Origin of the sequence: Agromyces sp. Root1464, from assembly GCF_001427265.1 — a bacterium.
In the GTDB taxonomy this organism is placed as follows: domain Bacteria; phylum Actinomycetota; class Actinomycetes; order Actinomycetales; family Microbacteriaceae; genus Agromyces; species Agromyces fucosus.
In genome coordinates this window covers 446,548-459,084 of sequence record NZ_LMFU01000002.1, presented here as the reverse complement: position 1 = coordinate 459,084, position 12,537 = coordinate 446,548, and the positions used below count along the sequence as shown (strand labels likewise).

The window sequence follows — 12,537 nt, the reverse complement described above, 5'->3', positions numbered from 1 at the left end:
TTCCCGCCTCGCACCCCTGAACGACGTCGCGGCGCCCGGGTCACCGGGCGCCGCGACATCCAGAATCAGCTGAACGCGTTCTGCAGGTCGAGGATCACCCTCGGGATCGCGTCCATCTGCGCCTGCGCGAGCAGCACGACCACGGCGAAGCAGATCACCGTGATGAGCGGCACCCACGAGAGCCAGCTGCCCGCGAGGCGGCGGATGCGTGCCGATGCCGGAATATGCCCCTCGCGGAGGTTGTAGAGCGTCAGCGCCCAGAACGTCGGGATCGTGACGGCCCACGTGAGCATGCACCAGGGGCACAGCACGTCGAGCACGTAGATGCTCTGGTAGATGAGCCAGCCCACGAAGACGAGCGCGCCGGCGACGCCGACGTTGAACGCGGCCCAGAACCAGCGCGCGAACGTCGCGCCGGCGAGGATCGCCACGGCGATCGTGATGACCACGGGCCAGGCCATCAGGCCGAGGAACGGGTTCGGGAAGCCGAAGACCCCGCCCTGCCATGACGCCAGGTTGGTGCTGCAGCCGACGAGCACTCCGACATTGCACGAGGGGATGTGCGATGGATCGCTGAGCGAGAGCACCTTCTCGATGGAGAGCTCGAACGCGGCGAGGAGGCCGAGGCCCCCGGCGATCAGCAGGAAGACGGCGAGGCCGACGGGTCTGGAGCGACTGGGGGAGTCCGGCATGCTCGGATTATGGCATGCCGATTCCGCCCTCAGCTGCGAGAGCATGCGATAATCGAAGGAGTCGTCCGGGCCGCGCCCGGCACGACGCCAATGAGGGCTTTGAGGATGCAGCGCATCCGAGTAGGCGGTGAAGGCACCGCAAGACGTGGCGACACAGGCAACCTGCCGGTCGCAGTAATGAAGGATTCGGCGGCTCGGCGCACGCGCGGAGCTGCTCCAGACGAGTACGGGACGACGGCGCGGCTGTCGGAACCGGCGTAGGAGTGCACCAGAGATGGTGGAAGGCAACGAGAAGAACACGAACGAACCCGAGGCCGGCAGCGGCGGGGCACGGCGACGCGGAGGCCTCTTCGGCGCGCGGCGCGCGAGTCGCGCGAAGACGGTCGAACCCCGCGTGACGCCCGAGGTCGAGGTGCCGGCGGTGCCGGTGGCCCAGACTGCGGATGCCGCGGCGCCGGTCGCTCCCGAGCCGGCCGACGCCACGAGCGTCGACGCGGCTGCGGCGACCCCGCCGGCGACGAACCCGACCGCGACGTCCGACGTCGTGCCGGCCGCCGCGGAGGGTTCCGACGCATCGGCTGCGACCGTCGAGGTCGACGTCGAAGCCGTGGTCGAGGCCGTCGAGGTCTCGCCGATCCCCGCGACGCTCACGACGACATCGCTGATCTTCCACGCACCGCCGGTGCTCGTGGGCTTCGATCGCGACGAGCGCGACGAGCGCACCGGTCGTGACGACCGCGGCGGCCGTGACGAGCGGGGCGGCGACCGGGGCGGTCGCGAGTCGGCCCGTGACGAGCGAGCGGGCAGCCGCGAGCGCGACGACGACGAATCGTCGACCGTTCGTCGGCGTACGCGCCGTCGCAGCGGCGAAGAGGGCCGCGCCAACACCGACGAGCCCGCCAACACCGTCGTCAAGGTGCGCCGGCCGCGCGAGGTCGAGCTCATCACCGAGCCCCAGAAGGTCAAGGGCTCGACGCGACTCGAGGCGAAGAAGCAGCGTCGTCGCGACGGTCGCGATGCCGGCCGTCGCCGCGCGGTGATCACCGAGGCCGAGTTCCTGGCGCGTCGCGAGTCCGTCGACCGGTCGATGGTCGTGCGCGAGAAGGGCGGCCGGATCCAGATCGGCGTGCTCGAAGACGGCGTGCTCGTCGAGCACTATGTCGCGCGCAACCAGGAAGCGTCGCTCATCGGCAACGTCTACCTCGGCCGCGTGCAGAACGTGCTGCCGAGCATGGAGGCCGCATTCGTCGACATCGGCCGCGGCCGCAACGCCGTGCTGTACTCGGGCGAGGTCGACTGGGATGCCGCCGCCGAGAACGGCGAGAAGAACCAGCCCCGCCGCATCGAGCTCGCGCTCAAGCCCGGCGACCGCGTGCTCGTGCAGGTCACGAAGGACCCGGTCGGCCACAAGGGCGCCCGACTGACGAGCCAGGTCTCGCTGCCCGGCCGCTACCTCGTGTACGTGCCGAACGGCTCGATGAACGGCATCAGCCGCAAGCTGCCCGACACCGAGCGCGCGCGCCTCAAGAAGATCCTCAAAGAGGTGCTGCCCGACAACCAGGGCGTCATCGTGCGCACCGCGGCCGAAGGCGCGACCGAAGAGCAGCTCACCCTCGACGTGAACCGCCTCATCGCGCAGTGGGCCGACGTCTCGACCCAGCTCGAGAAGGTCCAGGCGCCCGCGCTCCTGCACTCCGAGCCCGACCTGCTCATCAAGATCGTCCGCGACGTCTTCAACGAGGACTTCCAGAAGATGGTCATCGAGGGCGACGAGGCTCGCCAGACGATCGAGCGGTACCTCCGCGCCGTCGCCCCCGACCTGCTCGAGCGCGTCGAGGCGTATGCCGGTGAGCGCGACTCCTTCGACGAGTTCCGCATCAGCGAGCAGATCGAGAAGGCGCTCGACCGCAAGGTCTGGCTGCCCTCCGGCGGTTCGCTCGTCATCGACCGCACCGAGGCGATGACGGTCGTCGACGTCAACACGGGCAAGTTCGTCGGCTCCGGCGGCAACCTCGAGGAGACCGTCACGAAGAACAACCTCGAAGCTGCTGAAGAGATCGTGCGCCAGCTCCGCCTGCGCGACATCGGCGGCATCATCGTCGTCGACTTCATCGACATGGTGCTCGAGTCCAACCGCGACCTCGTGCTGCGCCGTCTGGTCGAGTGCCTCTCACGCGACCGAACGAAGCACCAGGTCGCCGAGGTCACCTCGCTCGGCCTCGTGCAGATGACCCGCAAGAAGCTGGGGCTCGGCCTCCTCGAGTCGTTCAGCGAGCCCTGCGACATCTGTGCGGGTCGCGGCATCATCGTGCACCACGAGCCCGTCGTGAAGCACCGCAGCGCCCAGCAGTCGCAGCAGCCCGAGCGCCGCGGCCGTGGTCGCGGCGGCAACGGCCAGCAGCAGCCCGCGCAGGCTCCCGCCGAGCCCAAGGCCCACACCGGCACCCACGCGATCACCGATGACGTGAAGAATGCGCTCGCGCAGATCGCCGCGTCGACGATTCCGCACACCGAGCACAAGGCCGAAGAGCCTGCAGCGGATGTCGCGGGCGAGCAGCCCGCTGCCACGGCCGACGCCGGTCGCGCACCGAAGGCCGACGCCGACGAGAAGTCGGCCGAGACCTCGGGAGGTGGCCGCCGTCGCGGTCGTCACCGCAGGGTGTCGCAGGATCAGGCGGCAGCGACTGCAGCTCCCGAGTCCGACGCCGAGCCGGCCGCCGCCGCATCGGCTGACGTTGCTCCGCCGGTCGAGGCGCCGGCGGCACCGCCGTCGGCAGAGATCCCGCCGATCCTCGACCTGCCGGTTCCCCCGGTCTCGCGCAAGCGCCCGGTACGGGTCGCCGAGACCGAGGTGCTCCTCGACTCGGTGCTCGACGCGCTGCCCGCTCCGAAGAAGGCGGGAGAGGGGCGCACGCGCAGTCGTCGCGTCTCCACCGCTGCGCTCAGCACGACGGCCGGCGGCCAGCCCGTGATCACCAGGGCCGACGGCTCCGGCGACTCCGCGGCATCCGACTCAGCCGAGTGATGTCCGGGCTGCGCGCTCACGCCGTTCACGCGGCGTGACGCGCAGTCCGCTTCGCCGAAGGCGCTCGACGAGCTCCCTCGGCGAGACCGGCTCGGCGCCTGCGGCGACGAGGTCGTCGTAGCGTTCGATTGGGACGTCGTAGTGGTCGAGGTCGAACGATCTCGGCGGCAGTCCCGTCCTCTCAGCGAACTCCCGGAGTTCGCTGATCGACTCGTCGCTGACGAGGTGCGCCCAGACGGTGCCGTGCTTCGGCCAGAGCGGCGTGTCGATGAGCACGGTCATGCGCCGATCCTACGCGTGACGAGTGCGACTCGCCGGTGGAGTGCGTTTGACCGGCCCCCCGAGATCCGGTAAACTCGACCGTTGGTGCCGCCGCTTATCACGGTGCGCCCACCCGTAGGTCTCCGGTGTTCGGTTCTCCGAGCTCCAGAATCGCCTGCACATCAGTTTTCTGCCAGTCACCACCCTTCTTCCCGCTGGGGCGACCGCGCAGTGACACCCCATCAGACAGTCGGAGCCCCTCGGGTTCCCCAGAGATAGGTACGAGTAGTGGTTTACGCAGTAGTGCGCGCCGGCGGTCGGCAGGAGAAGGTCGAAGTCGGCACCATCGTGACGATGGACCGCATCAAGGCAGACAAGGACGGAAACGTCAAGCTCGCCGCGGTGCTCCTCGTCGACGGCGACAAGATCACCTCCGACGCCAAGGCGCTCGAGAAGGTCACGGTCACGGCCGAGGTCCTCAACGACCTCCGCGGTCCGAAGATCGTGATCCAGAAGTTCAAGAACAAGACCGGATACAAGAAGCGCCAGGGGCACCGTCAGGACCTCACGCGCGTCAAGGTCACCGGAATCAAGTAGAGCCTGAGGAGAGCAGCTAATGGCACACAAAAAGGGAGCTAGCTCCACTCGCAACGGTCGTGACTCCAACGCGCAGCGCCTCGGCGTGAAGCGCTTCGGTGGCCAGGTCGTCGGCGCAGGCGAGATCATCGTCCGCCAGCGCGGCACGCACTTCCACCCGGGCGCAGGCGTCGGTCGCGGTGGCGACGACACCCTGTTCGCGCTCGAGGCCGGTGCAGTGCAGTTCGGCAACAAGGGCGGCCGCAAGGTCGTCAACATCGTGGCGGTCGGCGAATAGTCGATCGACGTTCATCGTGAGGGCGGGCTTCGGCCCGCCCTCACGTGTTTTACTGGGTTTGGAGAGTGCAGCATGGTCAGCTTCGTCGACGAGGTGACGCTGTTCCTGCGTGCAGGTCACGGCGGGAACGGATGCGTCTCCGTCCGCCGTGAGAAGTTCAAGCCGCTCGCCGGTCCCGACGGCGGCAACGGCGGCAACGGCGGCGACATCGTGCTCATCGCCGACCCCCAGGTGACGACGCTGCTCGGCTACCACGGGCGACCGCACCGCTCCTCCGCGAACGGCCAGCCCGGCATGGGCGACCACCGCGCCGGCGCCGTCGGCGAGACCCTCGAACTGCCCGTGCCCGTGGGCACCGTCGTCAAGAGCACCGACGGCGTCGAACTCGCCGACCTCACCGAGCCCGGCGCCCGCTTCGTCGCGGCGGCCGGAGGCCTCGGAGGCCTCGGCAACGCCGCCCTCGCGACCACGAAGCGCAAGGCCCCGGGCTTCGCGCTGCTCGGCACCCTCGGCGACGAGGTCGACATCACGCTCGAGCTCAAGTCCATCGCCGACGTCGCGCTCGTCGGCTACCCGTCGGCCGGCAAGTCGAGCCTGATCGCCGCCATGTCCGCCGCGCGGCCGAAGATCGCCGACTACCCCTTCACGACGCTGCACCCGAACCTCGGCGTCGTCCAGGCCGGCGACCACCGGTTCACGGTCGCCGACGTTCCCGGGCTCATCGAGGGCGCCAGCGAGGGCAAGGGCCTCGGCCTCGAGTTCCTCCGGCACGTGGAGCGATGCTCCGCCCTGCTGCACGTGCTCGACTGCGCCACGCTCGAACCGGGCCGCGACCCGATCTCCGACCTCGAGGTCATCCTCGCGGAGCTCGCCGCCTACCCGGTGCCCGACGGGCAGCTGCCGCTCCTCGAGCGCCCGCAGATCATCGCGCTCAACAAGATCGACGTGCCTGAGGCACGCGAGCTGGCCGAGTTCGTGCGCCCCGACCTCGAGTCGCGCGGCTACCGCGTGTTCGAGATCTCGACCGTCAGCCACGAGGGCCTGCGCCAGCTCGGGTTCGCCCTGGGCGAGCTCGTCGACACCGCCCGTGCAGAGGCCGAAGCCGCGACACCGCCGGCACCCGAGCGCATCGTCATGCGGCCGAAGGCCTCCAACGACCCCGGCTTCACGGTGCGCGCAGAGGGCGGCAGCTACGGCACCATGTACCGCGTGCTCGGCCACAAGCCCGAACGCTGGGTCCAGCAGACCGACTTCACGAACGACGAGGCCGTCGGCTTCCTCGCCGACCGCCTCGCGAAGCTCGGTGTCGAAGACGCCCTCGTTCGCGCCGGCGCCGACGCCGGTTCGACCGTCGTGATCGGCAAGGGCTCGGGCGTCGTCTTCGACTGGGAGCCCACGCTCACCTCGACGGCCGAGCTCATCACGGCGCCGCGCGGCACCGACGTCCGCCTCGACGAGAACCGTCGCGCCACGCGTGCCCAGCGACGCAGCGAGTACTACGAGCGCATGGACGCCAAGGCGGAGGCCAGGGCCGAGCTCGAGCGCGAGCGCACCGCGGGCATGTGGACCGAGCTCGACGAGCAGACCGACGCCGAGGCCGCTGCAGGTGCCGAAGCCGGGAAGGACTCGAACGGCGAGGATCGGGAATGACCCCCGCCAGCCGAGCAGAGGTCCCCGCAGCGTCGCGCATCGTCGTCAAGGTCGGCTCCTCGTCGATCAGCGGTGAGAACTCCGATCAGATCGGGCCACTCGTCGATGCACTCGCGGCTGCGCATGCGAGGGGCGCCGAGATCGTGCTCGTCTCATCCGGAGCGATCGCGACTGCCATCCCGTTCCTGAGCCTCGACGGGCGACCCACCGACCTCGCGACCCAGCAGGCCGCGGCGGCGGTCGGTCAGAACGTGCTCATGTGGCGCTACCAGACGAGCCTCGACCGCTACGGCGTGCTCGCCGGCCAGGTGCTGCTCACGGCGGGCGACCTCGAGAACTCCACCCCCCGATCGAACGCCCAGCGTGCGATGGACCGGCTGCTCGCTCTGCGTATCCTCCCGATCGTCAACGAGAACGACACCGTGGCAACGCACGAGATCCGCTTCGGCGACAACGACCGCCTCGCAGCCCTCGTCGCCGAGCTCATCGGCGCCGACCTCCTCGTGCTCCTCTCCGACGTCGACGCGCTCTACACGAAGCCGCCGCACCTCGAGGGCGCGCGCCGCATCGAGCACGTGCCGTATGGCGACGAACTGGCCGGCGTCGAGATCGGTTCCGCCGGTCGCGCCGGCGTCGGCACCGGGGGAGCGGAGACCAAGGTCTCGGCGGCACGCATCGCGGCCGAAGCGGGCACCGCCGTGCTGATCACGGCGACACCGCTCGTGGCGGAGGCGCTCGCGGGGCACGACATCGGCACCTGGTTCGATCCGGTGCCGCCTCGTCACACGGCGGAGCGCGACGCACCGCTCGCCTAGGCTGGGGGCATGGAGCAGCCCGACCTCGACGTCTCGGTGATCGACGCCCGTCTCGCCGCGGCGAAGGACGCCTCACGGCGCCTCGCCCGCGCCTCGACCGCCGAGAAGGACGCCGCGCTCGAGCAGGTGGCGGTGCTGCTCGCCGCGCGCTCGGCCGAGATCATCGCGGCGAACGCACTCGACCTCGAAGCCGGTCGCGCCGGTGGTCTCGGCAGCGGCCTGCTCGATCGACTCGCACTCGACGAGCGACGCGTGACCGCACTCTCCGACGCGGTGCGCGAGGTCATCGGACTCACCGACCCGGTGGGCGACACGGTGAGCGGTCGCTCCCTGCCCAACGGCGTGCGCATCGACCAGATCCGGGTGCCCCTCGGCGTCATCGGCGCCATCTACGAGGCACGACCCAACGTCACGATCGACATCGCCGTGCTCGCACTGAAGAGCGGCAACGCCGTGGTCCTCCGCGGCGGCACGGCGGCCGAGCAGACGAACCGGGTGCTGCTCGGCGTGCTCCGCGACGCACTCGCCGCGGCCCGGCTGCCGTCAGACGCGGTGCAGACCGTCGACGACTTCGGCCGAGCCGGTGCCAGGCACCTCATGCAGGCCCGCGACTACGTCGACGTGCTGATCCCTCGCGGCAGTGCCGGACTCATCCGCGCCGTCGTCGACGAGGCGAAGGTGCCCGTCATCGAGACGGGCGCCGGCGTGGTGCACATGTTCCTCGACGAGAGCGCTCGTGAAGACTGGGCGGTCGACCTCGTGCACAACGCCAAGACCCAGCGGCCGAGCGTGTGCAATGCGCTCGAGACGCTGCTCGTGCACGTCGGCTCGGCCGAACGGCTGCTGCCGCCGGTGATCGAGCGCCTCGAGGCATCCGGCGTCACCGTGCACGGCGACGAGCGCGTTCGGGCGATCCGGCCGGAGGTGGCGCCGGTGACCGACGATGACTGGGCGACGGAGCACATGTCGCTCGACATCTCAGTGGGCGTCGTGGACTCGATCGACGATGCGATGGCGCACATCCGCAGGTATTCGACGAAGCACACCGAGTCGATCGTGACGAACGACCTCGGCAACGCCGAGCGATTCCTCAACGAGGTCGATGCCGCCGCCGTCATGGTGAACGCGTCGACGAGGTTCACCGACGGCGCCGAGTTCGGATTCGGTGCCGAGGTCGGCATCTCCACGCAGAAGCTGCACGCGCGCGGCCCGATGGGACTGCCCGAACTGACCAGCACGAAGTGGATCGTGCGCGGTGCCGGACATGTGCGCGGCTGACCTCGCTAGACTGTCTGGAGCACGACCCGCAGGATTCGAAAGGAACGGCGAATGAGCCTTGTCACCGCAGTGCAGACCGCGACGGTGTTGACCGAGACGGTGCACGCGAGGGAGCTGCCGATGGAGTCCTGGGTCTACGGTCTCATCGCCCTCGCCATCTTCGCCGCCCTCGGGTTCGTCGTCGCCTCGTACCGCGACGTGGCCAACCGCCACGCCGCCAAGGCCGCGGCGTACGCCGCGCGCCACGCCGGAGACGAGCACGGCGGCCACTGAGGCTGGCGAGCGCGCGATGACGGTCGCGGAGCGCCGGCCTCGCATCGGAGTCATGGGCGGAACGTTCGATCCCATCCACCACGGCCACCTGGTCGCGGCGAGTGAGGTCGCGCAGTCGCTCGACCTCGACGAGGTCGTCTTCGTGCCGACCGGCCAGCCGGGCTACAAGTCGAACGTCACGCAGGCGGAGCATCGGTATCTGATGACCGTCATCGCCACGGCGTCGAACCCGAGGTTCACGGTGAGCCGCGTCGACATCGATCGCGAGAAGCCGACGTTCACGATCGACACCCTCCGCGACATCCGCCGCGAACGCCCCGATGCCGACCTCTACTTCATCACGGGCGCCGACGCGATCGCGCAGATCCTCTCCTGGAAAGACGTGCAGGAGCTCTGGGATCTCGCGCACTTCGTTGCTGTGAGTCGTCCGGGACATGTGCTTTCTGTTTCTGGATTGCCGGAGCAAGACGTAAGCTTGCTGGAAGTTCCGGCTCTGGCGATTTCGTCGACCGATTGCCGGAGCAGGGTGCGCCGGGGTTTCCCGGTGTGGTACTTGGTGCCCGATGGGGTCGTCCAGTACATCTCCAAGCACCATCTCTACCGGAGTGTCGAATGACGTCGTCGCAGGATCCGCCGCTGACGCGCCGCGAAATGCGCGAACGCGAGCGACTGCTGGAGCAGCAGGAGCCTTCGGCGACCCCGGATGCCGCCGGCCAGGCGCGACCCGTTGCCGACGCCCTTCCTCCGGCCCCGCCGCAGCAACCCCTCCCGCCCGCGCCGGCGCAGTCCGTGCCCGCGCCCTCGTTGCCCGTTGCCGCGACGAGTCCCGCGTACGCGGCACCCCGCCCGGCCGGCACCTTCGGCGAGTCCGCCGTGTCGTTCCCCTCGGCTCCGCCCGCAGCGGTGCCTCAGCAGAGTCCGTTCGCGCCGCGTCCGGTCGCTCCTGCTCCCGCTCCTGCGGTACCGATCCAACCGCCCGCGGCCGCTGCGGCATACGGCCGGCCGGCCGTCGAACAGTCGCAGCCGCAACCGCCGCAGTTCGGCCTCGGCGAGTCGACGACGCCCGAGCGAACACTCACCCGTCGCGAACTCCGAGCGATGCTCGACGCGAACCAGCTCGACGAGTTCGATCTCGAAGACGACGAGATCGACGACCCGGCGCCGCATCAGCAGCTGCCCGGGGGAGTCGCCCCCTTCCCGGCGGCCGCGAGCCCGGTGCATCCGGTTCGCCCTGACGAGGAGATCTCGTCGCCGTCGCCGGCTGTCGGCCACTGGACCTCGCAGCTGAACGCCCCGATCGAGACGGCCGAGCCGTTCGACCAGATGCTGTCTCGCGGTGGTGTCAGCCATGGAGTGCCGACGACGACCAACGCCCTGATCCTGCCGACGCTGCCCGACCACGGTTCGCTCGGCGGCGCTCCGCTCGCATCGAGCGGCGAGATCATCGCCACGGGTTCGATCGACCTGCCGCGCTCGTACGGCGCGACGGGCGTCCACCCCAACCGCATCGATTCCTCAGACGTCGACCGCCTCTTCGATCAGATCGAAGAGGTCGGCACCGGTGCGGCGCCCGTCGCGGCGACGCGCGCCATCAGCACCCAGGGCGCAGCCCGCGCCATGATCGCCCCGCCGAAGAAGGAGGGCATGAACGTTCCGCTCGTGCTCGCCGTGACCGCCGGAGTGCTCGCACTCGGTGTCGTCGCCACCCTCGTCATCGGTGCCGTCGCAGGGCTGTTCTGATCCGAGACAACCACAACGCACCGGAAGTGAGCGCATGACTGCATCCGACCAGGCCCTCGAGACGCTCGCGCTGGCAGCGCGTGCGGCTGATTCGAAGGGCGGCGACGACCTCGTCGCCCTCGACGTGTCGCGCCAGATCCCGTTCGCCGACGTGTTCCTCATCGTCACCGGCAACTCCGAGCGCAACGTCATCGCGATCGCCGATGAGATCGAAGACGTGCTGGGCCGCGCCGGCACGCCGACGAAGCGCCGTGAAGGGCACCAGGTCGGGCGCTGGATCCTGCTCGACTTCGGCGACCTTGTCGTGCACGTCTTCCACCAGGAGGAACGGTTGTACTACGGCCTCGAGCGGCTCTGGGCGGACTGCCCGGCGCTTCCCGTGGCGCCGTTGCTCGCCGCGAGCAGCTGATCGGATCGAGCTTCACCGGTCGAGGGTCCCTCGATTTCGTCTGCGGGCGGAGGCTGGTGTAAGCTCAATTCGTTGCCTCGAACGAGGCAGAACGGGTCTGTGGCGCAGCTGGTAGCGCACCTGCATGGCATGCAGGGGGTCAGGGGTTCGAGTCCCCTCAGATCCACCAAAAACCCCTGATGAATCGCAAGATTCGTCGGGGGTTCTTTCGTTGAAAATTGCGGAAAATGGGCCGTTGGGGCCTTTTTCGAAGCGATGACGGGTCGCCACAGGCATCCACATGCGAAGTCCTGAGACGGCAAGTATTTCGGCGTGATGCGCACTCCTGAGGAGTATGAGCACATCAACCCAACCCACCGTTCCGGCATCCCGCTTCGTCGACAAGCTCGGGGACTATCTGAGCGTCGACGAACTGGCGCAGTACCTGCAGCTGTCCAAAGAGACGATCTACCACTGGCGTCTCGAAGGAACCAGCATCTTTCGTCGCATCGACGGGAGCTACGGCACGCTCCGCATCCGCGCGACCTCCAAGGCGCGCGCACGGCGGACGCTCATCGAAGCTGTTGGTGAGGAGTACGAAGCCGCCCACGCGACGGGTGACGGTCTGACGCCGGACTCGTTCTTCGTCGAGCTCGCCCATGAGTACATGGAACAAACGGCGTTCACCGGCGATCAACGCGATACAACGCGGCACGAGAACCGGCGACTGATCCAGAAGAAGATCGCGCCGCTGATGGGAGCCCTTTCACTTCGGGACATCAAGGCGAGCGCGATCCTGCGGGTCTACAAGTCCATCCACAGGGAGATGCACAGACAGGCGGATACATACAAGGCGCTGATCAGTCAGATCCGTTCGTATGCGTCATGAACGATCTCATGATCGCCAATCCAGCTCGAGAGGTGAGGAGCGTCAAGAAACGGCCGAAGCCGATCACGCGCCCGATGCGATTGATTTGGAGCACTTTCGGGCGATCATTCGCGACTACCAGAATCGCGAGGACCGGATGGGGCCGCGGCCGTCGGATCTTCTTGGCGATGTGCACCGACTTCGCCCGTACGCCCGGCGTGCGTTGGCCGGACAAGTAGGCCCGGATCGTTCTACGGTCATGGATGGTGCGACGGGCGATTTCGCTGATCGTCATCGCCTGTCGTTTGAGCGCGTGGATGTCCACGTCGGCCTCTTCCGAGAGCATGAGAGCGGGCCCTTCTCGTGCTGGTGTGTGGTCGAAGACCATCAGCATCGAGAAGGGCCCGCCCTCATGAGCGGAAGCGACCCGGAGTTGGGAATTTCGATGAGCGAAACTGAGGAATTCACTGAGCGCCGTCAAGCATCAACGACACTCGTGGTGAGCGGCGCAATCGAGGCGCGCGCGGATAGGTGCGCCCTAGTCGATGCCGGCGAGTTCGAGTAGTGCGTCAACCACGCGCGCGCGGGTTCGGACTCGCTTCGCGATCGCAGGACCGAGACTCATTCAACGAACGCGATCGAACACGAGCCGAGGGCGCGACACCGATGTCGC

The 12,537-nt window shown here is 68.7% G+C and carries 14 protein-coding genes and 1 tRNA gene; 12 read left to right on the top strand and 3 right to left on the bottom strand.

The window, feature by feature from the left end:
• Positions 1-65 precede the first annotated feature (65 nt).
• A complete protein-coding gene (locus ASD23_RS07970) occupies positions 66-692 on the bottom strand; it encodes a vitamin K epoxide reductase family protein (RefSeq protein WP_056009150.1) in 627 nt (208 codons plus the stop codon).
• Between the two features lie 274 nt (positions 693-966).
• Here ASD23_RS07970 and ASD23_RS07965 point away from each other — a divergent pair, with 274 nt between their 5' ends.
• The gene (locus ASD23_RS07965) at positions 967-3,717 is read left to right on the top strand and encodes an Rne/Rng family ribonuclease (protein ID WP_056009147.1); all 2,751 of its coding nucleotides are present in this window, start codon (positions 967-969) and stop codon (positions 3,715-3,717) included.
• Here the strand turns inward: ASD23_RS07965 and ASD23_RS07960 are convergent.
• Positions 3,706-3,999, bottom strand: a complete 294-nt coding sequence (locus ASD23_RS07960; RefSeq protein WP_056009144.1) for a DUF4031 domain-containing protein — start codon at positions 3,997-3,999, stop codon at positions 3,706-3,708. The two genes, ASD23_RS07965 and ASD23_RS07960, sit on opposite strands and share 12 nt — an antisense overlap.
• Positions 4,000-4,266: 267 nt before the next feature.
• Between ASD23_RS07960 and rplU the strand changes: the two genes are divergently transcribed.
• From rplU to ASD23_RS07905, 11 genes are all read left to right on the top strand, one after another.
• Positions 4,267-4,575 carry a 50S ribosomal protein L21 gene (rplU, locus tag ASD23_RS07955; RefSeq protein ID WP_074258992.1) on the top strand — a complete coding sequence of 103 codons (309 nt, stop codon included), beginning with the start codon at positions 4,267-4,269 and terminating at the stop codon, positions 4,573-4,575.
• Between the two features lie 19 nt (positions 4,576-4,594).
• Positions 4,595-4,852: a 50S ribosomal protein L27 gene (rpmA, locus tag ASD23_RS07950; protein ID WP_056009138.1), complete on the top strand. Its 258-nt coding sequence runs from the start codon at positions 4,595-4,597 to the stop codon at positions 4,850-4,852.
• A gap of 72 nt (positions 4,853-4,924) precedes the next feature.
• Positions 4,925-6,502, top strand: a complete 1,578-nt coding sequence (gene obgE / locus ASD23_RS07945) for a GTPase ObgE (RefSeq protein WP_056009134.1) — start codon at positions 4,925-4,927, stop codon at positions 6,500-6,502.
• Entirely contained in the window at positions 6,499-7,317 is an 819-nt protein-coding gene (proB, locus tag ASD23_RS07940) for a glutamate 5-kinase (protein ID WP_056009131.1), read from the top strand. Before obgE ends, proB begins: the two co-directional genes overlap by 4 nt.
• A gap of 9 nt (positions 7,318-7,326) precedes the next feature.
• Entirely contained in the window at positions 7,327-8,595 is a 1,269-nt protein-coding gene (locus tag ASD23_RS07935) for a glutamate-5-semialdehyde dehydrogenase (protein ID WP_056009126.1), read from the top strand.
• Positions 8,596-8,646: 51 nt separating this feature from the next.
• Complete coding sequence (locus ASD23_RS07930) at positions 8,647-8,868, top strand: hypothetical protein (protein ID WP_056009123.1); 222 nt, start codon at positions 8,647-8,649, stop codon at positions 8,866-8,868.
• Positions 8,869-8,884: 16 nt separating this feature from the next.
• A complete protein-coding gene (gene nadD, locus ASD23_RS07925; protein ID WP_056009119.1) occupies positions 8,885-9,484 on the top strand; it encodes a nicotinate-nucleotide adenylyltransferase in 600 nt (199 codons plus the stop codon).
• On the top strand, positions 9,481-10,608 hold the full coding sequence (locus tag ASD23_RS07920) for a hypothetical protein (protein WP_056009116.1): 1,128 nt from the start codon (positions 9,481-9,483) through the stop codon (positions 10,606-10,608). Before nadD ends, ASD23_RS07920 begins: the two co-directional genes overlap by 4 nt.
• A 34-nt stretch (positions 10,609-10,642) precedes the next feature.
• The gene (rsfS, locus tag ASD23_RS07915; RefSeq protein ID WP_056009113.1) at positions 10,643-11,017 is read left to right on the top strand and encodes a ribosome silencing factor; all 375 of its coding nucleotides are present in this window, start codon (positions 10,643-10,645) and stop codon (positions 11,015-11,017) included.
• A gap of 93 nt (positions 11,018-11,110) precedes the next feature.
• Positions 11,111-11,186 (top strand) — tRNA-Ala (locus ASD23_RS07910).
• 165 nt (positions 11,187-11,351) lie between these two features.
• Positions 11,352-11,885, top strand: coding sequence for a helix-turn-helix domain-containing protein (locus tag ASD23_RS07905; RefSeq protein ID WP_056009110.1), 534 nt, complete (start codon positions 11,352-11,354; stop codon positions 11,883-11,885).
• Here ASD23_RS07905 and ASD23_RS19235 read toward each other — a convergent pair.
• Positions 11,857-12,210: a hypothetical protein gene (locus ASD23_RS19235; protein WP_082571308.1), complete on the bottom strand. Its 354-nt coding sequence runs from the start codon at positions 12,208-12,210 to the stop codon at positions 11,857-11,859. The genes ASD23_RS07905 and ASD23_RS19235 overlap by 29 nt on opposite strands.
• Between the last annotated feature and the right edge of the window lie 327 nt (positions 12,211-12,537).

Coding starts and splice junctions, on each gene's coding strand:
- ASD23_RS07935 (WP_056009126.1), top strand. CDS start 7,327: ATGGAGCAGCCCGACCTCGACGTCTCGGTGATCGACGCCCGTCTCGCC.
- nadD (WP_056009119.1), top strand. CDS start 8,885: ATGACGGTCGCGGAGCGCCGGCCTCGCATCGGAGTCATGGGCGGAACG.
- rpmA (WP_056009138.1), top strand. CDS start 4,595: ATGGCACACAAAAAGGGAGCTAGCTCCACTCGCAACGGTCGTGACTCC.
- ASD23_RS07920 (WP_056009116.1), top strand. CDS start 9,481: ATGACGTCGTCGCAGGATCCGCCGCTGACGCGCCGCGAAATGCGCGAA.
- ASD23_RS07905 (WP_056009110.1), top strand. CDS start 11,352: ATGAGCACATCAACCCAACCCACCGTTCCGGCATCCCGCTTCGTCGAC.
- rsfS (WP_056009113.1), top strand. CDS start 10,643: ATGACTGCATCCGACCAGGCCCTCGAGACGCTCGCGCTGGCAGCGCGT.
- ASD23_RS19235 (WP_082571308.1), bottom strand. CDS start 12,210: ATGCTCTCGGAAGAGGCCGACGTGGACATCCACGCGCTCAAACGACAG.
- proB (WP_056009131.1), top strand. CDS start 6,499: ATGACCCCCGCCAGCCGAGCAGAGGTCCCCGCAGCGTCGCGCATCGTC.
- obgE (WP_056009134.1), top strand. CDS start 4,925: ATGGTCAGCTTCGTCGACGAGGTGACGCTGTTCCTGCGTGCAGGTCAC.
- ASD23_RS07930 (WP_056009123.1), top strand. CDS start 8,647: ATGAGCCTTGTCACCGCAGTGCAGACCGCGACGGTGTTGACCGAGACG.
- ASD23_RS07970 (WP_056009150.1), bottom strand. CDS start 692: ATGCCGGACTCCCCCAGTCGCTCCAGACCCGTCGGCCTCGCCGTCTTC.
- ASD23_RS07960 (WP_056009144.1), bottom strand. CDS start 3,999: ATGACCGTGCTCATCGACACGCCGCTCTGGCCGAAGCACGGCACCGTC.
- ASD23_RS07965 (WP_056009147.1), top strand. CDS start 967: ATGGTGGAAGGCAACGAGAAGAACACGAACGAACCCGAGGCCGGCAGC.